The sequence below is a fragment of the Salinibacterium sp. UTAS2018 genome (assembly GCF_004118935.1).
Lineage (GTDB): Bacteria > Actinomycetota > Actinomycetes > Actinomycetales > Microbacteriaceae > Rhodoglobus.
This window is the reverse complement of sequence record NZ_CP035375.1, coordinates 2,485,089-2,504,143: the sequence shown is the minus strand read 5'-3', so window position 1 is coordinate 2,504,143 and position 19,055 is coordinate 2,485,089. Positions and strand designations below refer to the sequence as shown.

Here is a 19,055-nt window from a genome sequence, read left to right as displayed (position 1 = left end):
CGTCAGGATGAAGCGGCAAGCTAACTTACCGCTCACCAGCTCAAAGCTAGCGGGACGAGGTACCGACCTCTAGCGACTCTTGGAAGCGTATTCCCTTTTTTGCCACAGATTGCGAAGTGAGCACCGCCGGAAGCGTTCGCGCATACTGAGTCGCTTGTTCAAACGCGAACGCCACTTGCAGAAGCTCGAAATCTTTACCGTGCGGCATCGTGAGCTGGAGCCCAATCGGGAGCCCCGCTTCGCTGAATCCTGCTGGCGCCGATAGCGCCGGAACATCCGCAGCAGACATCAGAGTCACTGACCGTAGCCAGCCGAGGTAGTTGTCGAAGGAGACATCGTTGATGGAGGTCGGAAAGCGCTGGGTGGCATCGAACGGCACGAGCTGAGCTGTTGGCGAGGCGAAGACATCGAAGCGTTCGTGGAAGGTGGATATTTTGCGTTCCAAGCGCGTTCGAGCGAGAGCGACTGACGTGAGATCAGCGGCGGTCAGGGAGGCGCCGAGCTCGACATTCCACTGCAACTCTGGCTTGACGAGATCGCGGTGCTCTTCGACAAAGTCGCTCAAGAGCATGGCAAAGTCGAACGCTCGCGTGGTGCTGAAGACTTCGTCAGCGTCGCTGAGATCCGGCTCGGCTTCTTCGACGATCGCTCCCAAATGCTCGAACACCGCCATTGCCCGTTCCAGCACGGCAATCACTTCTGGTTCCACAGGAACGCCCAACCCAAAGTCTCGCGACCATCCAATGCGCAACCCGCGAAGATCACGGTGCAGCGGTTGGGTAAACAGTTGTCCGTCTTCGTGAATTGAGAGCGGAGCCCGAGAGTCAGGGCCAGCCAGCACGCTCATTGCCAGAGCAATGTCACTGACCTCGCGCGCCATTGGTCCGGTTCGGCCAAGCCAGGACCACGAATTTAGGCCGACGTGAGGGATACGACCGCGCGATGGGCGCAAGCCAACAACATTGCAGAAGGATGCCGGTATCCGCAACGAACCACCGATGTCCGAACCGTCGCCGAGGTTCTGGATGCGTGCGGCAAGCGCCGCGGCGACTCCCCCACTGCTGCCGCCCGCGCTCAGCGTCGGATCATATGGGTTCGTTGTTGTGCCAAGGAGATCATTGAAAGTGTGCGCCCCCGCCGCGAACTCGGGAACATTCGACTTTCCCGTGCTGATTACCCCGCCCTGCGTGAGCCTCGCAATAATCAGGTCATCTTCGTCGGGCACAAAATCTTTCAGAGCAACCGAGCCTTGAGTGGTTCGCATCCCCTTCGTATTGTTGGTGTCCTTGTGCGTCATCGGCACACCATGCAGCGGAGGCAGTTTGGCACCGGATGCGGTCAGTTCGTCTGCGCGCGCCGCACGACGAAATGCCCCTTCGCGATCCTGCAGGATGATGGCATTGATTGACGGGTTGATCAGATCAATCTGATCAAAATGCGCCCGCACGGCATCCCGCGCCGACAGCTCCCCGTCACGAATAAGCCGCGCCATCTCCGTCGCTGATAAATCGGGAATCTGGGAAGGAGTGCTGATGGTCATGCCTGAATCCTTCCACACCCTCAGGGTGCTGGTTCTGGACTAATTTCTGGCGTGCTACCGACTATTTTCGTCGGTTGCGTCTAACTATGACGAGGGTGACGAAGATGCCGACCACGATGAAGAATGCCACAGCGACGATGATCAGGGGCCAGACCCATCCGGCTAGGGCCGATGATCCTGACTCTGACGTTGCACCGGACGCTGGCGGTGTGGTTGTTGGGCTAGCGCTCGGTGAGGGCGACGCAGCGACGGTCAGTTCGGCCGGCGAGGGAATGCCATCTTCTTCGAGCAGCGGGTTGGTGTCGGGATATAGCGACGGGTCACCTGCCAGCAGGTTGATCGTGTCGACGCTGCCGTAACCATGAAGGAACGTAGAGTCGAAATAAATCTCGTGCGGGGCATCCACATCCGTGTTGTGGAGCAACAGCTGCAGAATCTGGTTGCCGGTGACGTCGGGGAACTTCTGCATGGCGAGGGCCAGGTTGCCTGCTGTGATGGGTGTCGCGTACGACGTGCCGCTTCCGATGCGCTGGCGGTTCCATTTGCCGTCTGCGCCCTGAAGCGCGACGTCCTGACCCGGTGCGACCACGTCAATATACGTTGATCTATTCGGATCGCCATTGGAGTCGAGGCCCGCCACGCCATCGCGGTCAAAAGACCCCACTCCCATTACTCCGTTAAAAAGGTTTAGCGCTTCGCTGCCGAGGACAGTGGAATCATTCGGCGTGGCCGCCAGCACAATTACCTGGTTGCGGATGGCGTAGGTGAGTGCCTCGTCTAACTGCGGGCTACCCCCGAGTGAGTTCGAGAACGAAAGAATGCGGGCGCCGCGGTCTACCGCGTCCACAATGGCAGGCGGCACCACCGCGTCCACGTAGGTGACTGCTCCGTCACCGGGGGCGAAACAGGGATCCTCGATGGGCATACCTAATCCGTAGAACAGCACGGTAGCGCCGGGCGCGACGCCCGTGATGCCGTCTTGACCCGAATAGCCTTTGCCGGTGCCTGAAATCTTGAGCACGTTGTTGGTGCCGTGGGAGGCAAGATCCAGGTCGTCCGTGTCCACCGGTTGAAGGTTTCCGTCGCTATCCGCGCACAGAGAATCAGGCATGACCTCTACGCTCGCGTCTTGCAAAGCGGGGACTTCGGTATTGATCGCATCGTCGAACACCGCGATGGTCACACCCGAGCCGTCGATGCCCTGGTCGTGCAACTCCGGGATCTCATAGCCGCTTATGTACCACTCGCCATCATCGACGATGGAGGCGCTCGCCGGAAGGCTTAACATCCCAACGGCGACGAATGAAACCGCAGCAATTGCGGTGCACCGAAAGGCAATAGCCGTTGCCCGGCTCATTGGAACTTGCGATTCTGGTCGGCGTCGCAGGCTGCGCCCTTGCCTGTTGTCATCATGAGAGTGGCTCCTGTCTGGGGCGGAAAATATGAACAACGTCAGCACGTCTCACGTGCACTTTGCAGGCCGGAAGAGGCCTGAGCCTCGCCATCCCGCTGGCAACAAAGTGAGCCGAACTTGCTTCGATATGTTTCAGTCTATTGCGGATACTGGTTGCGCAACCACGCCGGGCATCCGCAGCGGCTTCCGAGGCTAACCGAGCACAGCGCAAGCACAAGGTGGATAAGCCCAGTGAACAGCCAGTCCATCGAAAAACCCGTTCGGTAGACGAACCGTAGTGCGGTCCCTCTGGCGACTCCAGAGATCAACCGATGGCCGACGGCACGTGCGCAGTGCCTGAAATGTGCGCGACCCGCGGTGACACCGGATGCGGCGAGAATCCGAACCGGTCCACGGTGTCGATTTCGAAGCCCGCGGTCTCGATCGCGGCGAGAGTGTCACGGTTGGGGCGGCATCCGCCGGCTATCGCGGCCCACGCCGGAGTGAGGAGATCTTCTACGGTCGCCACGATCCGATTGCTCGAGCGAACATGCTCATAAAACGCGAGGTGGCCGCCCGGCTTCAGCACGCGCGTGAATTCGGCGAGCGCCGCCTGCTGATCGGGGACCGTGCAGAGCACCAGGCTGCACACAACCCAATCGCAGCTATTGGTGGCGACGGGGATCTCTTCGGCGGTGCCGTCGCTGACGGTGATCGGAACACTCACCTTCAGCGCTGCCGCTTCAGCGAGTGACCGCAATTCGGCATCCGGTTCGACGGCGTGAACAGAATCCACCGCCGAACCGTAGTGCTGAAAGGTCGTGCCGGTTCCGGCACCGACCTCGACCACGGTGCCGGAGATGGCGCGAAACAGCGCGGAACGATGAGCGTCGCCGCCCCGGGCATCCATCGTCGGCGACAAGGAAACGAAGCCGCGGCGAAAGAACCGCTCGCGCCAGCCGCCCTCACTCACGAGGAGAACCCGCGAGTGAGAGCAAGCCGAGAGTCAGCACGGTGTTAGATGAACAGCGTCGTCGTGGATTCAGCTGCCTCGCCAAGGAAGGTGGCGACACCACCGAGCTCGACACCATCGATGAGGTCGGATTCGGCGATGCCGAGCAGATCCATCGTCATGGTGCAGCCGATGATGCGAGCGCCACCCGCCATCGCGGACTCCATGAGCTCGGGCAGGGAGTGCACGCCGTTCTTCTTCATCGTCTTCTTGATCATCGCGGTGCCCGCCCCCATCATGTGCATCTGGGAGAGCGTGAGCTTATCGGCGCCGGCGGGCATCATGCCGGCGAAGAGCTTGTCCATCGCCTTACGCTGACGCTTCGGCGGCTTCTGTTGGCGAAGCGCGTTCAGACCCCAGAAGGTGAAGAACATGGAGACTTCTTCACCCATCGAGATCGCCCCGTTAGCGATGATGAAGGCCGCGATCACCTTGTCGAGGTCGCCCGAGAACACCACAAACGACACCTTGGGTTTTGCGGGGGCAGTAACCATCGCACCCCCACCCACGAGTGCGAGCGCTTCCGGGCCAGCCTTGCGGATGGTGGCGACGTAGCCGGGCCCCTCCGGTTCGATAGCCAACAATTCGTGGCCGTTGCGGCGCACCCACGCGGGGGCATCGCTCGCGAAGCCGGGATCAGAGACGTGCACCACGATCTCGTCGCCGACGTTGAGCCCCTTCATTTCCGTTGCGAGCTTCATGATGGGCCCAGGGCAGGCGAGGCCCGTGCAGTCGAGGTTCACCGAGACGCCCGTGCCATTTGCGACATGAGCAGCAACCCGTGCCGAGTTGAGGGTTTCAGCCGCTTCGGCGTACGAGGTTTCTGGTTCGATTGGTCCGTCGGTGTCTGGCTCGACCTCATGCCACGCGCGGAACGTTTCGGAACCGCCCGACAGCGTGGCGACATCCGTGAATCCCAGCTGCACGAGGATGCGATACGCGAGATAGCTGCGAAAACCGACCGAGCAGTAGAGGCGCAGGCCGCGCGAGCGGTCCCAGTCGCCCGTGTCAGTGCGGAGGGTCGCAAGCGGCACGTTCTCGGCGCCGGGCAGGTGGAAGATGGAGAACTCTTCTGGCGTGCGCACGTCAATAATGCGCGCACCGTCGGTGGCGTGTGGGTAGTCCTGCGCGTACCAGAGATTCAGATCGCCGAGCAGGACGTTGCTGGCGACGAAGCCGGCCATGTTGACCGGGTCCTTGGCTGAGCCGAACGGCGGAGCGTAGGCGAGCTCGAGTTCTTCGAGATCCCAGACCGTGAGCCCGGCACGCAGCGCGGTAGCGAAGACATCGAGACGCTTATCGACGCCATCAAAACCAGTGACTTGAGCGCCGAGCACCTTTCCCGAGTCGGGCGTGAAGAGCAGCTTGATGTGCATCATCGCGGTGCCCGGGTAGTAACCAGCGTGGCCGGATGGATGCACGTGCACGGCCCGATACGTGACGCCCGCTGCCAGCAACTGACGTTCGGTCGCGCCGGTGCCACCCGCGACCATCTCGAAGATCTTCACAATCGAGGTGCCCTGCGTGGACTTGTACTCGGTGTCGCGCCCACAGATGTTTTCCGCAGCAACGCGGGCTTCGCGGTTAGCGGGCCCTGCCAGCGGCGCGAGCCAGGAACCCGGCAACACCGCATTCGGGGTTTCGACCGAGTCACCCGCCGCCCAAATGTGGGGGTCAGAGGTGCGCATGTGGGTATCGACGGCGAGACCGCCATGCTCGCCCAGGTCGAGACCGGCGTCCTTCGCAAGTCCAACGCTCGGGCGGACTCCGACCGAGAGAATGACGAGATCCGCTTCGAGAGTCGTCGAATTCGTGAGCTCCACCGTCACACCGCCACCGGTGCGCGGCGCGAAAGCGGCTGCCCCCGTCGAGAGGTGGAGGGAGATCCCGCGGCTGCGTAGATGGTGCTCGACGGGAACCGACATCTCATGGTCGAGAGGGGGAAGAATTTGGTCGCTCAGTTCTACGACATCCACGAGCGCACCACGGTGCTTCAGGTTTTCGGCCATCTCAAGGCCGATGTAGCCGGCACCGATCACGACGCAACGCACCGGCCCGCGCGCGCCACTTGCCGCCTTCTCGAGGTCGGCATCGAGTTCTGCTTTGATGGCATCCATGTCGCCGATGCGACGGAGGACATGCACCGCGGGAAGGTCGATGCCGGGCAGTGGCGGACGGATGGCTTCCGCACCGGTGCACAGGGCGAGGTTGTCGTAACTCTCGACATATTCACGCCCGGTATCGACTTCACGCACCGAGACGGTCTTAGCCACGCGGTCGATCGCGGTGACCTCATGGGCGATCCGTACCTCAATGTTGAGAGACTCGCGCAGGCTCTCGGGCGTCTGCAGCAGCAACCGGTCTCTCTCGGTGATCACTTCACCGATGTGGTACGGCAAACCGCAGTTCGCGAAGGAAACATGATGGCCGCGCTCCAGCACGACAATGTCTGCACTTTCGTCGAGCCTGCGCGCGCGGGCTGCGACAGATGCGCCTCCAGCAACTCCTCCAACAACGACCAACTTCATGGGATGCCATGCCTTCTGCGGCGACCTCTGAGCTGTGCTTTTCACAGTCCATCGATGCACCGCTATATATCCCACGCTACTCCTGTAGGCCCCTCCGTGCGGGAGTGTTGTGGCCTGTCGGGAGGCACTGTTCGAGAGTGAATACTGCTCGATTTTCCGAAGCCGGATTGCGGCATCCATAGGCCGGTTTGCTAGTCTGCCACTCTGCCGTTGGGGCGATGCCTCTGAGGCATCGCTGCAGTCTCGCACCGGCATCCGAGAGGGTTCGAATGTATTCACCGATCGTCTTCGACTACTGGTTGCCTACGTATGAGCGCGAGCCCGCCTTCGACGCCCTCTACGTGGTTCGGGTCGCCGAATCGTTGCCCACCAACACTGCCGTCACCCTGCTGGATGTTGCCGTCGGGCCGAGCATCGTCAGCCTGGTGACGTCGTTCGCCGAGCGCCTCGATTTCACCGACGGGCAACGAATCAGCAGCGAACAGTTGAGCTCTGAACTCGACGCGGCCGGAGTTGCTCTCAACGGTGCCGATCGACTCTTCTACCTCCCGCGGCAGGCACAGGACGCCCTGCGCGCTGAGGTCACACCTAAGACAACCCGCCAGCTGACCGAGGCGGATGCCGCAGAATTCGAGAAGTTCACGGCGGCGATCCCCGACAGCGAACTTGACGAAGCATTTGTGGAACTCGATCACTGGCTCGTCTATGGCACCTTTGCGGATGATCGGCTCGTGGCTGCCTCGAGCATGTATCCGTGGCGCGGCTCGCAGCTGGCCGACCTCGGCATCATCACGCTGCCGGGATACCGTGGTCGCGGCTTCGCGACCCAGACCGTTCGTGCGATCAGCGCGCGTGCTCTCGCGGACGGCTATGAACCGCAGTATCGCTGCCAGCTCGACAATGACGGGTCGTCGGCCGTCGCTCTCGCGGCCGGCTTCACGCTGTTCGGCGAGTGGGATGTCGTGCCGCTCAACGACTGAATTGAGTCACTCGCGTCAGGAAGCGATCGCGGCCAGAATCCTGTCGCACAGCGCCATCGTGCGCACGTTATCTGCTGCCGATGGGCTGAGTTCTTCCATTCCTTGCACGACTACAACGAAATGCTTCATCACTCCGACCCAGCCCTTGACCAACATTCCCACTATGGGTATATTGCCAATATGACTGAAACTTCGTTTTGGATTCTCACCGCCCTCTCGGCCGGAGCGCGCCACGGCTACGCCATCCTGAATGAGGTGGCCGAGCTCAGCGACGGCGCGATGAAACTACGAGTGACGACCCTCTACGCGTCGCTTGAAAGACTCGAACGCCAGTCTCACGTTCGGGTCACCGGCGACGAGATCGTCGACGGCCGCGCCCGTCGCTACTACGAGATCACCGACGATGGTCGAGCCCAGCTGGAGGCCGAAGCCGAGCGCCTCGCTCAACGCGCGGCCGTTGCCCAAGCGCGGATCGCGGCACAAGCCACCCCCGCTCGCCCGGCAGCAGCGCGCCCCGCGACTAGGCCAGGCACAGTGTTCTCCCCCACCCCGAGCGCGGCGGTTCCAGCATGACCGCACGTCGCCGCAGTCGCTACCAACGACTACTGCGGTGGTACCCCGCAGCGTGGCGGCGCGCCAATGGCCAGCTGATGCTCGACACTCTCGAGCAGGCAGCGGATGCCCACGACCGCACCCTGCCCTCACTCCGCGAAGCGTGGTCGATCCGCGCTCACGGTCTCGTCGAACGCGCGACTCCCGCCGCCATCGCAGTGGTCGCCGGACTTGCCCTCGCCCTCAGCACGGTGCCCATCGGGGCATTGTGGACCGGCAGTTTCGACTCATCACCCTGGTCGCTCGCACTCACATTCGGCACCCAGTACGGAGGCGCTCTTGCCGCCTCACTCGCCGCCGGAGCCCTGCTGTTGCGCACAGGAATCATCCCCGCCGAGCAGGCTCTCTTCGCGGCAGCCGCCGCCGTTCCCGCCTGGGCCTTCGGCGCGCTCATGGCAGCGTCTTGGAGTGTCGGATTCGACGAAGCGGATGCCGGAACCGGCCTGTCATGGTTCGGCAGCGCTTCGTTAGCATTCTCCGGTCTCGCGTGGATCTTCGGAATCCTTGCCCTCCTTCCCTTTACTCTGGCAGCACTGCGTCACGCAGGATCGGGCGCCGTAGTGTGGACCTTCGGGGTTGGCATCGCCGCCGCCGGCGCGCTCGCTCTCGGCCTCATGGGCATACTTCCGTCCGGAGCAGTACTGATGTCAGGCTTGGCACTCTTTATTGCAAGCCGGCGGATCCGTTCGACTCAGCGCACCGAGCGAATTCGACCGAATCAACGTGCCGCGCGCAGACCGCTCTCCCCCGGCCGCCGCCGCCAGCTTGCGGTCGTGGCCGCAGCATCCGCGATCATCGGGCTCGGCTGCGTCGCCTTCGCGCTCACCGGAAGCCTGTGGGGCATCGGCGCTCTCGATGCGACTGACACCATGCGGATCGGGATCCTCTTCGGATCAGTAGCATCGACAATCACCGTCGCCGCGAGCGCAGTCGCGCTCTACGCGCGCGTCGGACTGCCGATTGTGGGAGCCGCGGCCGCGTTGATCGGAGCCCTCCTCTTGGTGGCGCTCAGTTACACGTTGCACGATGACGCCCCCGCCGGGTGGACCCTGCTCGTTTTCGCCGGCATCGCGACCGGGCTCGCGGGCGGGATTCTCTTGATCCCCCTGCTGCCGCGGCGCTGGTGGCTTCAAACATTGCTCGTGGTGGGCATTGGTGCGGCGATCGGCACGACTATAGGCATGCAGGGAATAATGATGGCCACGTTCATCTCGCCGGTGGTCGCCATCGTGCTCGCTGTGATGATGGCTCGGCGGCCGCGCTCGGCCCGTCTGGCGCCCGATCTCGCGCCCGTCAACGCCAGCTAGGGCAAGATTCGCGCTGCCGAATCCCAGTCAGCGCGAAGCATGCTCATGGCATCCTCCAGCGGAATGGATGCGCTGCGCGCACTCCGAATGAACGCTGTGCTAAGAACTCGATCCCTAGAATTCATGGGCCTAGCTAAGAAACGTCGTGCCATTCGGCAGTGAATTCGTGCACCGACTTCTCCTCGAGATCCCGCCGCACCACCCGCAGCAGCTGATCTGCTTCTTCGACAGAATCTACAGAAGTGCGGATGATCTCCGCACCGGTCGAGCGGCGCACCACGACGAGGTCGGTCCCTGGCCCTCTCGGGCTGGCGTCGCCCATCAGCACACTTCCGACGAGTTCGGCCGCAAACAGCGCCGCCTGACGCACCGGATGACCGCGACGCTTCTCAATGCGAACCTCAAGGTGATCGGCCGCGCGATCCTGCTCCATCATGCTGCACTCCTTGCCGCGTCAGTGAAACTCAATAGCTGAGCCTAGATCATTTCATGCACAGCGCAGCATGCTGCCAAACACCCCCGCACTTTCACTTCTCCTCGCGCTGCCACGGCTGCCCCCATCGACGGTCTTATTGCCGTCAAGATCTACGACGGCAATTTTGCCGTCGCGGATTCCGTTGGCGGCTCGTTGCACTCGGCGCTGCACCCCAGAGAACCCCTCGTCATTTAGGCTGAACGCAGCGGTCTGAGCGACCGAATACCGGCAAGAGGATTTCGCCCATGACGACCACCCCTGAGTACGTTCCGACCATCGTTCTGTCGAAGGCTTCCGCGGGTGGTGCACACGAAAAGCCGGAGCTCACGGCGCTGATTCATGGGCTCGAAGCATTCATGAAATCGGCCATTGAAGCCACGGGTGCTCGCGTCATCAGTGTTGATGGGTTCACCGAAGCGGACGTGGATGCTGCGCTCAGCCAGGCGGACGGCGTCGTGCTGCTCGGCGGTGGTGACGTTGACCCCGACGAGTACGGGGCGGCCGAGCGTCATCCGAAGCTTTACAACATCGACCGCACGACTGACCGCGTCGACATCGAGCTCGTGAACCAGGCCACCGAACGTCGCCTGCCTGTGCTCGCGATCTGCCGCGGGATGCACATCGTGAACGTGGCGCGGGGTGGCACGCTCGTCCAACACCTCGAGCCGAGCGCGGTCGTGCACAGTGGCGGCGGAGTCGACGCCATGGTCGATCACGACGTGACCCTCGACCCGGCTTCGCAGCTCTCCGAGCTGTACGGCGAGGGCACGATGACGATCCGCTCTGGCCATCACCAAGCGGTGGATGTCGTGGGCGCCGGTCTCACCGCAACTGGTCGTGCCGCCGACGGCGTGGTCGAAGCGGTGGAAAGCACCGACCCGACCTCTCCCCTTATTGCGGTGCAATGGCATCCGGAAGACGGCGCGGCGAACGAGCGTGACCGAGAACTGCTCTTCGGCTGGCTCACCGCGCAGGCGCGCGAGTTTCACGCACGCCAGAGCGAGGTCGCGGTTTAGCGAACGATGGCTCGTACCCCACCCCGAAACTAGCGAAAGTTACTAGCGAACCGCCATTGCTGCGCGAACGCCTTCGTTGACGATTTCGCCACCGGCGACATTCAACCCGCGAGCAAGAGCCGGCGATGCGGCTGCGGCAGCATCCCAACCGTGGTTCGCGATCGCGACAACAAACGGCAACGTGGCATTGCTGAGCGCGCGGGTCGAGGTGCGCGGAACAGCGCCGGGCATGTTGGCGACGCAGTAGTACAGCGAGTTGTGCACGGTGAAAGTGGGGTCGTCGTAAGTCGTAGCGTGGGTGCCTTCGAAGCATCCGCCCTGGTCGACCGCAATGTCGACGAGCACCGAACCGGGCTTCATCGACGCGACCATTTCGTCGGTGACGAGCTTGGGTGCTGCAGCGCCGGGGATCAGCACCGAACCGATCACGAGGTCGGCCTCGAGCAGCTGCTCGGCGATTTCGTAGCGCGTCGAAACGCGGGTCTGAACTTCACCGTTGAAGCGAACTTCGAGCGCGCGGAGACGCGGCAGCGAAATGTCGATGATCGTCACGCTGGCGCCGAGACCGAGCGCGTTGGCGGCAGCGTGCTCACCGGCAACACCGCCACCGATGACAACAACCTTGGCCTTGGGGGTTCCGGCAACTCCGCCGAGCAGCTGGCCGCTGCCACCCTCAGCCTTGAGCAAAGCGTGGGCGCCAGCAACGATCGAGAGTCGACCAGCGACCTCGCTCATCGGGGCAAGAAGGGGAAGCGAACGGTCGTCGCCCTGAACGGTCTCGTAAGCAACCGCCGTCGTTCCCGACGTGACGAGCGCTTCGGTCAGCGCGCGGTCTGCGGCGAGGTGCAAGTACGTAAAGAGAACGAGGTCTTTGCGAAAGTAGCCGTACTCCGAAGCGATCGGCTCTTTGACCTTCACGACGAGCTCGGCGGATGCCCACACCTCGGCCGCGTCAGCAACGATCTGTGCGCCTGCTGCCGCGTACAGCTCATCGGTGAAACCACTACCGATGCCGGCGCCAGCCTGAATGGTGACAGTGTGCCCGCCAGCCACCAGTGTGTCCACACCCGCCGGGGTTATCGCGACACGATTTTCGTTGTTTTTGATTTCAGCAGGTACAGAAATGCGCATCGGCTTACCTTTCGCAGCGGAGTGGAGTTGCTCAACCCTGTCAGAAATTCTGTCTTTTGTGGAAAAGTCAGAATTTTGATCGGAAATTAGTTCGTTGCAGCTTGATTGCATGCCAGAATTACGTTTATTCGCTCCTCTAGCCGAAGGATCTTCGAGTGACTGACGAACTTGACCCGATCGACACGAAAATCCTCGCGCTTCTCTCCCGGGACGCCCGGATCAGCAACGCGGCCGTCGCCAGCACCGTGGGTATCGCAGCATCCACTGCCCACACTCGCATCAAGTCACTCTTCGACCGCGGCCTCATCACAGGATTCCACGCCGCGCTGAACCACGAGAAGCTCGGCCGAGGCCTTCAAGCCATCATCGGAGTCTCACTGCGCCCGGGCGCGCGCCAAGAGAGCATCCAAGCCTTTACGGAGGAAATTCGTCGGCTGCCCGAAGTGATTCAGCTGTTCTTCGTGGGTGGTGGGGATGACTTTCTCGTGCACATCGCGGTCGAGAACTCGTCAAAGGTTCGACTGTTCGTCGTCGATCACTTGTCGGCCCGCCACAGCGTTGCCTCCACCAACACGAGCATGATCTTCGAATATCACCGCAACGCGGTTGCTACGGACTTCGCCTAGCGCAGGCCGTAGCGCGGGCTGCTGAGCGGCCAATCGCGCGCGATCCTCAGTGGCACGAATCCATCGAGCGCGGCTTCAAGTTCGGTGCCGACATACTCGTCACGCACCCACCACGAGATCTCCGCATCCGCCTCCGGTGTTTCGGCGGGGTCAATGTAGACACAGCCGATGAGCTTGGTCTCGTCCGCGTCGAAGAGCGCGAAGTTGAACGACTTGTTAGTTGCCATCTCGTCGGCATGCCGCTGCAGATCGGCGCGATCCTGCTTGGCAGTCATTGACACCGGCGGCCAACCCCAGGCCTCGCCATAGATCGACCACAGTCGTTCCCGCGACCCCATCACCGCTTCCATATCGAGCTCGGTATCGGAGGCGCGGATCGGGCGGAGGTGGTGGCCCGTCGGCAGAGCGACGTGGGTCGGATGCTGCCAGCCGGGCGGCAACCACGCTTTAACTGAGGGCGACGCGTCATTGGACTCGGTCATCGGGACCCCCTTTTATTGTGGCAGTTAGCTGCGCGCCAGATGATAGGTCAGCGCCTGCCGCACGCACTCGCGCAACTCATCGACCGGCACGGTGTCGCCGACGGTGAACAGCACCGCGCGCTCGCCCTCGTAGGCGAACGTGTCGCCGAACTGGGCGCGAAAGTCGTTCACGAGGTTGGTGCTGCAGATGAAGAACATCGCGTAGTCGTGCGCTGATTTCGCGTTCGTCGGCGCAATGCGAATCGTGCTGCCGCTGCGCGTCTCCTTGGTGAGATACGCGGGCTCACCCCACTTGAGCGTTTCGGTGATCGCGCCAACGCCCTCGGTTTCGGATGCCGTAGCCAGAACCAGCTCACGAAGCGCGAGTAGCTCGCTGCGCATTGGTTCCGGGTAGTCGCCGAAGGTCGCCGCGACCTCGGGCGGCATCGCCGCACGATTGTCGCCTTCCCCAGCTTTTGCAATCGTCCTCGCGATTTCGGTCATTGCTCGACGCTACTCCCCATCCACCCGACCAACATAGGGAAACAGGGAACGCGAGACCACCGCAAAAAACGCATTCACTCAGTTAGTTGCTTAAGGTAAGCAATATAGTTACCCTCGCTAAGTACTTAAAGGAGTCGAGACTTGTTAGACAACACGGATGCCACCGCCATCCTCACGGGAATGGTGACGATCAGCCGCACCTTCCGCAAGTCTGCCCAGCGCAGCCGCGAGCGCAGTCTCGCCGGAACCAAGTACGGCTTTCTGCGACATCTACTCGAGGGCGATGCGCGCCTGGGTGAACTCGCCCACCAACTGGTTGTATCGGCTCCCGTTGCCTCCCGCGCAGTGGAAGCACTCGAAGCCGATGCCCTCGTCGAACGTCGCCCCGACCCCGCTGACGCCCGTGCGGTTCTCATCTCCATCACCGAGCAGGGACGCACCGCACTGGCCGAGGGCGACAGCCGCATCATCCGCAAATTTGCTGCAGCTCTTGACGACTGGACCCCCGAGGAAGCCGAGCGCGCCGTCGCCCTGCTTGCTGTTCTGAATGACCGGCTTGCAGAGGTTCTGCAGCCCACCGATACCCCTATCGACACAAAAACACACGAAGACGAAGACGAGAACAACGAATGACCGCACCCACCCGCGCCACCACGCCATCCCCCGATCAGCCCGGCGCCGCCTACACCCACCGCGAAATTCTGCAGGTGATGACCGGCCTTCTCGCCGCGCTCTTCACCGCCATGATCTCCACCACGATCGTGTCGACCGCCCTGCCGACGATCATTGCCGAGCTCGATGGAACCCAGCGCCAGTACACCTGGGTCATCACCTCGAGCCTGCTCGCGATGACCATCACGACCCCGATCTGGGGCAAGCTCTCTGACCTCTACGACAAGAAGCTGCTAACCCAGCTCTCCATCGTCTTCTTCTTGGTCGGCTCCATCGCCGCCGGTTTCGCCGGATCTATCGGCGTTCTCATGATCGCCCGTGCCCTGCAGGGCATCGCGATGGGTGGCCTCACCGCTCTCGTGCAGTCCATCATGGGCTCGATCATCGCGCCTCGAGAGCGCGGACGTTACGCCGGCTACATGGGTGCCGTCATGGCGGTCGCTACCGTCTCCGGCCCGCTGCTCGGTGGCATTATCACCGACTCGCTCGGATGGCGTTGGTGCTTCTTCGTAAGCCTGCCGCTGGCCGTCATCGCCCTCATCGTGCTGCAGCTCAAGCTCCACCTTCCCGCGAACACCCGCGGCAAAACACGACTCGACTACCTTGGAGCGGTACTCGTCTCCATTTCGGCAGCGCTTCCGATGCTCTGGGTTACCTTTGCGGGTAACGACTACGACTGGATCTCGTGGCAGTCAGGCGTCTTCCTCGCCGCCTTCCTCATCGTCGGCTTCTTTGCCGTTGTGGTTGAACTGCGCGCTCCCGTCCCCATGATTCCGTTGCGCTTGCTCGGCAACTCCACCACCATCTGGATGATCGTCGCCAGCGTGGGCATCGGTGTCGGCATGTTCGGCTCCGGCATCTTCTTGACGCAGTACTTCCAACTCGGCACGGGAGCCACTCCCACGCAGGCCGGCCTCATGACCATTCCGATGATCATCTCGCAGCTACTTTCCGCCACGATCGGTGGGCTCATCGTGAGCCGCATCGGTCGCTGGAAGCCCGTCATGATGGTCGGCAGCATCCTGCTTCTCGCCGGCCTCACGGGCCTCGGCACCGTGACCCACGACACCCCTTACTGGACCGTCTCGATCTACATGGTGCTCATGGGCATCGGCATCGGTGGCCTCGTGCAGAACGTCGTGCTCGCCGTGCAGAACACCGTTGATGTGAAAGACGTCGGCTCGGTCTCTGCTGCCGTCGCCTTCTTCCGCTCCCTCGGCGGCGCTGTCGGCGTGACGATCCTCGGCGCGGTGCTCACCAACCACGTGAGCAGCAACATCGTTGACGATCTGGCCGAGATCGGCGTTGACCCCAGCGCCCTCTCGAACGGTTCAGGCGAAACTAGCCTCGACATCACCGGACTCCCCGAGGTCATCCAGACGGCGTTCCACCATGCCTACGCGGATGCCTTTGGTTCCGTCTTCATGATCGCCGCGTTCGTGACGGCAACGTCCGTTATCGCGATCGCGGTAGCACGCGGCTCGCTGCTGCGCACCACGATCGGCATGTCTCCCACCGCCGAAGCGGACGCTACCGGCGAAACCGCCGACGCAGAAGCGGAATCAGCCGCGGAGAACGAGAACGACGAACGGCCCTCCGACACCAGCGCCACCACACAAGACTGAGCGAGCTCGTGGCGGCTAGCCGCGAGCACAGTGCCTAGCGCTCAGCGAGCACAACGCTCAGCGCTAAGCGAGCTCGCGAATCGCCGCCACGAACGCGTCGATGTCTTCGGCCTGGTGCGCGAACGACACCACGATTCGCACGACGCCAGGCTCCCAGCGGTTGGCGTAGAAACCGAAACCGCGGTCGTGGAGTGCGGTGGTCAGTTCATCGGGGAAGACGGCGAACAGGATGTTGCTACCGGGCTCACTCGTGACAGTCACGCCCGCGACATCCGCGATTCCCGCGCGCAGGCGAGCCGCCATAGCGTTGGCCTGACGTGCATTATCGAACCACAAATCGTCGGTCAGATAGGCGTCGAGTTGGGCGGCCTGAAAACGCATCTTGGAGGTCAGCTGCCCGCCGCGCTTGTGACGGAACGCCAGTTCAGTAGCGAGGCTCGGGTCGAAGCAGACAATCGCATCCGCCGTCAGCGCACCATTCTTGGTGGCGCCGAACGAAAGCATGTCGACGCCGAGCTTCCACGTCATTTCGGCCGGGCTCACGTCAAGGGCAACGAGAGCGTTGGCGAAGCGGGCACCATCCATGTGGATGCGCAGGCCGGCCTCGCGCGCAATGCTCGTCAGCACGCGCAATTCGTCAATCGTGTAGACGCTGCCCGTCTCGGTTACCTGCGTAATACTGAGCACGGAGGCCTGAACGCTGTGCACATCGCCCACGCCAGCCTTTACCGCGACGCGCAATTCGTCGGGGTCGATCTTGGAGTGCTCACCACCGAGCAGCACAATCTTGGAGCCGTCAGTAAAGAACTCAGGGGCACCGGCTTCATCGTTCTGAATGTGCGCATCGCGGTGCGCGAGAATGCTGCCCCACGGGCGCGTCAGGGCCGCAAGCCCGATGCCATTCGCCGCCGATCCGGTTCCGACCGCAAAGACATCAAGCTCGCACTCGAACGCGGCCGCCATCTTGGCGCGCATCTGAGCCGTGAGCGCATCGTTCCCGTAGGGGGCCGCTGGGCCCGCGGATGCCGCAACAACGGCATCGAGAATCTGCGGTGACGCACCGGCAGCGTTGTCACTCAAGTAGCCACGCAGGATGGAATCGTTCGGGGTCATGGCAGCTTTCTGAAACGAGAAATAGGGAATGCCAATCGATGCTCCTTCGGGCCTTGAGCCACCGGGCGCTACTAGACCGTTTCGCCACCGCAGAAAGCGCAACAGTCGAGTGTTCGGCAACGATCAGCACTGCTCCGAGCCACTCTTAGTCGATGATAACGCCCGCTGAGCGGCGCCGGATAGAGGCCCCGGTGCTGCACTCAGTACGGGCAGCTTTTTTGCGCCAAACGCAACGACACGACGCCCTTTCTAGGGCTATGACGCAACGCTCGTGACCGGTACCCTTAAAACATGAGCATTCTTGCAGCAATTGGCAACACCGGACCCGATGGGGCCGCAGCGATCGCGGCCGTCTTCATGATGGTCTTTTGGTTCGCCTACATCGGATTCTTCGTGCTTATGGGGCTCGTGTCGCTCGCAGTCTCAGTGCTTGCTCTCGTATCCCTCTATCGCAATCGTGACAAGCTGCGGGCAATCGAACTTGCCGTGTGGGTAGGGATTTCCTTGGTCGTCACCATTGCCGGCCCGCTCTGCTGGTTCTTTATCGGCCGGCGCAAGATGCTCGATGATGAGCGCGCACACGAGCAGTCCACCCCCGCCTGAGCAACGAATGTAAGGAACAACTAAATTGCTCGAATGAGGCCTCGACAGACTCGCTCCTAAGGAGTTGAATCGTAGTGAGCACCACCCGCACACCAGCGGGTCGCCCTCCTGCAGTGTCTGAGGTCTTCAATAGTGTGAACTCGAAGGAGTAAAAAACTATGACGATTGCCGCGCCCCGGCCGACCGAAAGTTCAACAGACCGAGCACGACCCACCGTCGCTTGGACGACCATCCAAGCGGGATTGTGGGTGGGCAATGCCGCTGGCGAATTCGCTGGCATGATCGAACGAAGCTCTTCCGGTGAATTCTTTATCACCGACCACCGCGCCAAGCCGCTTGGCACCTGCACCACCCTCGATAAGGCCAAAGCACGCCACCAGCGGCAATTCACCCTGGCGAACGCCGGCCGCTGACCCACCACCGCCCAGGTCCTCGATCGCTCAGCTGTTCTAGTCGAATACGCAACGAGGCCAACTAGAATCAGCGCCATGCATCGATTCGCTTCTGCGCGCGCCACAGGAGTGCACTAGTGGGCGCCGGGCATGATCACGCCGCGGGCACCGATAACCGCAATCGGCTACTGATCGCCTTCATCATCACCGTCGGCGTTGTTATTGCTCAGGCCATCGGCGCGATAATTACCGGCAGCCTCGCGCTGCTCGTCGATACCGCCCACATGCTTACGGACTCTGCTGGCCTGTTCATGGCTCTCATCGCCGCCGGGCTCATGCAGCGCCCCGCCACCAGCAAACACTCGTGGGGGCTCAAGCGCACCGAAGTGTTGAGCGCGATGGCACAATCGACGCTGCTCTTTGCTGTGGGCATCTACGCTCTCGTCGAAGGCGTGCGCCGCCTCTTCGATCCGCCCGAGATTCAACCCACCGGATTGCTGATCTTCGGAATCATCGGGCTCGTCGCCAACCTCGCCGCCATGATCGTGCTCACCGGCGGGCGCAACTCCAACCTCAACATGAAGGCCGCGTTCCTCGAAGTCGTGAACGACGCCCTCGGCTCTGTTGGCGTCATCATCAGCGCGATCGTGATCGCCCTCTTCGGCTGGTACCAAGCGGATGCCGTTGTCGGCATTCTGATCGCCCTGCTGATCGTGCCCCGCACCATCATCCTGCTGAAAGCCAGCGTTGGCGTGCTCCTGGAGTCCACCCCGAAGGGAATCGACCCCGAAGCGGTGCGCGCCCACATCCTCGCGATGGATCATGTCACCGCCGTGCACGACCTTCACATCACGCGCATCTCTTCAGACCTGCCCGTGCTCACCGCTCACGTCATCGTGGGCGACGCGTGTTTCCGTGACGGGCACGCCGCTGAGATGCTGCCCGCGCTGCAAAAGTGCGTCGCCGAACACTTCGAGCTCAGCATCGAACACTCAACGTTCCAGATCGAGCCCGAGAGCAACGTCGACGACGAGCACGTGCACCACCACTGAGCAGTGTCGCACC

20 protein-coding genes are annotated in these 19,055 nt (G+C 62.3%); 10 read left to right on the top strand and 10 right to left on the bottom strand.

Going from position 1 to position 19,055, the window contains the following annotated elements:
• Positions 1-46: 46 nt before the first annotated feature.
• The 4 genes from ESZ53_RS11930 to ESZ53_RS11915 form a co-directional block, all read right to left on the bottom strand.
• Positions 47-1,540 carry an amidase gene (locus ESZ53_RS11930; protein ID WP_129073031.1) on the bottom strand — a complete coding sequence of 498 codons (1,494 nt, stop codon included), beginning with the start codon at positions 1,538-1,540 and terminating at the stop codon, positions 47-49.
• Between the two features lie 61 nt (positions 1,541-1,601).
• Positions 1,602-2,828 carry a S8 family serine peptidase gene (locus ESZ53_RS11925; RefSeq protein ID WP_168187243.1) on the bottom strand — a complete coding sequence of 409 codons (1,227 nt, stop codon included), beginning with the start codon at positions 2,826-2,828 and terminating at the stop codon, positions 1,602-1,604.
• 430 nt (positions 2,829-3,258) lie between these two features.
• The gene (locus ESZ53_RS11920) at positions 3,259-3,906 is read right to left on the bottom strand and encodes a class I SAM-dependent methyltransferase (RefSeq protein WP_246837312.1); all 648 of its coding nucleotides are present in this window, start codon (positions 3,904-3,906) and stop codon (positions 3,259-3,261) included.
• A 44-nt stretch (positions 3,907-3,950) separates the two neighbouring features.
• On the bottom strand, positions 3,951-6,473 hold the full coding sequence (locus ESZ53_RS11915; RefSeq protein ID WP_129073029.1) for an FAD-dependent oxidoreductase: 2,523 nt from the start codon (positions 6,471-6,473) through the stop codon (positions 3,951-3,953).
• A 269-nt stretch (positions 6,474-6,742) separates the two neighbouring features.
• Between ESZ53_RS11915 and ESZ53_RS11910 the strand changes: the two genes are divergently transcribed.
• Complete coding sequence (locus ESZ53_RS11910; RefSeq protein ID WP_168187242.1) at positions 6,743-7,453, top strand: GNAT family N-acetyltransferase; 711 nt, start codon at positions 6,743-6,745, stop codon at positions 7,451-7,453.
• Between the two features lie 15 nt (positions 7,454-7,468).
• Here ESZ53_RS11910 and ESZ53_RS14370 read toward each other — a convergent pair whose 3' ends face one another.
• Positions 7,469-7,615: a hypothetical protein gene (locus ESZ53_RS14370; protein ID WP_168187241.1), complete on the bottom strand. Its 147-nt coding sequence runs from the start codon at positions 7,613-7,615 to the stop codon at positions 7,469-7,471.
• An 18-nt stretch (positions 7,616-7,633) separates the two neighbouring features.
• Here ESZ53_RS14370 and ESZ53_RS11905 point away from each other — a divergent pair, with 18 nt between their 5' ends.
• Both ESZ53_RS11905 and ESZ53_RS11900 read left to right on the top strand, forming a co-directional pair.
• Positions 7,634-8,026, top strand: coding sequence for a PadR family transcriptional regulator (locus tag ESZ53_RS11905; protein WP_129073027.1), 393 nt, complete (start codon positions 7,634-7,636; stop codon positions 8,024-8,026).
• Positions 8,023-9,372: a hypothetical protein gene (locus ESZ53_RS11900; RefSeq protein ID WP_129073026.1), complete on the top strand. Its 1,350-nt coding sequence runs from the start codon at positions 8,023-8,025 to the stop codon at positions 9,370-9,372. Before ESZ53_RS11905 ends, ESZ53_RS11900 begins: the two co-directional genes overlap by 4 nt.
• Positions 9,373-9,505: 133 nt before the next feature.
• Here ESZ53_RS11900 and ESZ53_RS11895 read toward each other — a convergent pair whose 3' ends face one another.
• Positions 9,506-9,808, bottom strand: a complete 303-nt coding sequence (locus ESZ53_RS11895; RefSeq protein WP_129073025.1) for a hypothetical protein — start codon at positions 9,806-9,808, stop codon at positions 9,506-9,508.
• A 284-nt stretch (positions 9,809-10,092) separates the two neighbouring features.
• Here ESZ53_RS11895 and ESZ53_RS11890 point away from each other — a divergent pair, with 284 nt between their 5' ends.
• A complete protein-coding gene (locus ESZ53_RS11890; RefSeq protein ID WP_129073024.1) occupies positions 10,093-10,863 on the top strand; it encodes a gamma-glutamyl-gamma-aminobutyrate hydrolase family protein in 771 nt (256 codons plus the stop codon).
• Positions 10,864-10,905: 42 nt separating this feature from the next.
• On the opposite strand, the gene ald is transcribed toward ESZ53_RS11890, so the two are convergent.
• Positions 10,906-11,994 carry an alanine dehydrogenase gene (ald, locus tag ESZ53_RS11885; RefSeq protein WP_129073023.1) on the bottom strand — a complete coding sequence of 363 codons (1,089 nt, stop codon included), beginning with the start codon at positions 11,992-11,994 and terminating at the stop codon, positions 10,906-10,908.
• A gap of 155 nt (positions 11,995-12,149) precedes the next feature.
• Between ald and ESZ53_RS11880 the strand changes: the two genes are divergently transcribed.
• On the top strand, positions 12,150-12,620 hold the full coding sequence (locus tag ESZ53_RS11880; protein WP_129073022.1) for an Lrp/AsnC family transcriptional regulator: 471 nt from the start codon (positions 12,150-12,152) through the stop codon (positions 12,618-12,620).
• Here ESZ53_RS11880 and ESZ53_RS11875 read toward each other — a convergent pair.
• Together ESZ53_RS11875 and ESZ53_RS11870 are read right to left on the bottom strand one after the other, a co-directional pair.
• Positions 12,617-13,102, bottom strand: coding sequence for a GNAT family N-acetyltransferase (locus tag ESZ53_RS11875; protein ID WP_129073021.1), 486 nt, complete (start codon positions 13,100-13,102; stop codon positions 12,617-12,619). The two genes, ESZ53_RS11880 and ESZ53_RS11875, sit on opposite strands and share 4 nt — an antisense overlap.
• Before the next feature lie 24 nt (positions 13,103-13,126).
• The gene (locus tag ESZ53_RS11870) at positions 13,127-13,585 is read right to left on the bottom strand and encodes a DUF1801 domain-containing protein (protein WP_129073020.1); all 459 of its coding nucleotides are present in this window, start codon (positions 13,583-13,585) and stop codon (positions 13,127-13,129) included.
• 141 nt (positions 13,586-13,726) lie between these two features.
• Here ESZ53_RS11870 and ESZ53_RS11865 point away from each other — a divergent pair, with 141 nt between their 5' ends.
• Both ESZ53_RS11865 and ESZ53_RS11860 read left to right on the top strand, forming a co-directional pair.
• Positions 13,727-14,218, top strand: a complete 492-nt coding sequence (locus ESZ53_RS11865; protein WP_129073019.1) for a MarR family winged helix-turn-helix transcriptional regulator — start codon at positions 13,727-13,729, stop codon at positions 14,216-14,218.
• Positions 14,215-15,882: an MDR family MFS transporter gene (locus ESZ53_RS11860; protein WP_129073018.1), complete on the top strand. Its 1,668-nt coding sequence runs from the start codon at positions 14,215-14,217 to the stop codon at positions 15,880-15,882. Before ESZ53_RS11865 ends, ESZ53_RS11860 begins: the two co-directional genes overlap by 4 nt.
• A 63-nt stretch (positions 15,883-15,945) precedes the next feature.
• Here ESZ53_RS11860 and ESZ53_RS11855 read toward each other — a convergent pair whose 3' ends face one another.
• Complete coding sequence (locus ESZ53_RS11855) at positions 15,946-16,995, bottom strand: low specificity L-threonine aldolase (RefSeq protein WP_168187240.1); 1,050 nt, start codon at positions 16,993-16,995, stop codon at positions 15,946-15,948.
• A gap of 291 nt (positions 16,996-17,286) precedes the next feature.
• Here ESZ53_RS11855 and ESZ53_RS11850 point away from each other — a divergent pair, with 291 nt between their 5' ends.
• The 3 genes from ESZ53_RS11850 (at position 17,287) to ESZ53_RS11840 (ending at position 19,042) form a co-directional block, all read left to right on the top strand.
• Entirely contained in the window at positions 17,287-17,598 is a 312-nt protein-coding gene (locus tag ESZ53_RS11850) for a PLDc N-terminal domain-containing protein (RefSeq protein WP_129073017.1), read from the top strand.
• Positions 17,599-17,756: 158 nt separating this feature from the next.
• Positions 17,757-18,011: a hypothetical protein gene (locus ESZ53_RS11845; RefSeq protein WP_129073016.1), complete on the top strand. Its 255-nt coding sequence runs from the start codon at positions 17,757-17,759 to the stop codon at positions 18,009-18,011.
• Positions 18,012-18,127: 116 nt separating this feature from the next.
• Entirely contained in the window at positions 18,128-19,042 is a 915-nt protein-coding gene (locus tag ESZ53_RS11840) for a cation diffusion facilitator family transporter (RefSeq protein WP_129073015.1), read from the top strand.
• The last annotated feature ends 13 nt before the right edge of the window (positions 19,043-19,055 follow it).

Bases quoted from the DNA above. Each gene is read 5' to 3' on its own strand.
- ESZ53_RS11845 (WP_129073016.1), top strand. From the start codon at position 17,757: ATGACGATTGCCGCGCCCCGGCCGACCGAAAGTTCAACAGACCGAGCA.
- ESZ53_RS11925 (WP_168187243.1), bottom strand. From the start codon at position 2,828: ATGTTAAGCCTTCCGGCGAGCGCCTCCATCGTCGATGATGGCGAGTGG.
- ESZ53_RS11895 (WP_129073025.1), bottom strand. From the start codon at position 9,808: ATGATGGAGCAGGATCGCGCGGCCGATCACCTTGAGGTTCGCATTGAG.
- ESZ53_RS11850 (WP_129073017.1), top strand. From the start codon at position 17,287: ATGAGCATTCTTGCAGCAATTGGCAACACCGGACCCGATGGGGCCGCA.
- ESZ53_RS11910 (WP_168187242.1), top strand. From the start codon at position 6,743: ATGTATTCACCGATCGTCTTCGACTACTGGTTGCCTACGTATGAGCGC.
- ESZ53_RS11900 (WP_129073026.1), top strand. From the start codon at position 8,023: ATGACCGCACGTCGCCGCAGTCGCTACCAACGACTACTGCGGTGGTAC.
- ald (WP_129073023.1), bottom strand. From the start codon at position 11,994: ATGCGCATTTCTGTACCTGCTGAAATCAAAAACAACGAAAATCGTGTC.
- ESZ53_RS11905 (WP_129073027.1), top strand. From the start codon at position 7,634: ATGACTGAAACTTCGTTTTGGATTCTCACCGCCCTCTCGGCCGGAGCG.
- ESZ53_RS11855 (WP_168187240.1), bottom strand. From the start codon at position 16,995: ATGACCCCGAACGATTCCATCCTGCGTGGCTACTTGAGTGACAACGCT.
- ESZ53_RS11890 (WP_129073024.1), top strand. From the start codon at position 10,093: ATGACGACCACCCCTGAGTACGTTCCGACCATCGTTCTGTCGAAGGCT.
- ESZ53_RS11870 (WP_129073020.1), bottom strand. From the start codon at position 13,585: ATGACCGAAATCGCGAGGACGATTGCAAAAGCTGGGGAAGGCGACAAT.
- ESZ53_RS11915 (WP_129073029.1), bottom strand. From the start codon at position 6,473: ATGAAGTTGGTCGTTGTTGGAGGAGTTGCTGGAGGCGCATCTGTCGCA.
- ESZ53_RS11930 (WP_129073031.1), bottom strand. From the start codon at position 1,540: ATGACCATCAGCACTCCTTCCCAGATTCCCGATTTATCAGCGACGGAG.
- ESZ53_RS11860 (WP_129073018.1), top strand. From the start codon at position 14,215: ATGACCGCACCCACCCGCGCCACCACGCCATCCCCCGATCAGCCCGGC.
- ESZ53_RS11875 (WP_129073021.1), bottom strand. From the start codon at position 13,102: ATGACCGAGTCCAATGACGCGTCGCCCTCAGTTAAAGCGTGGTTGCCG.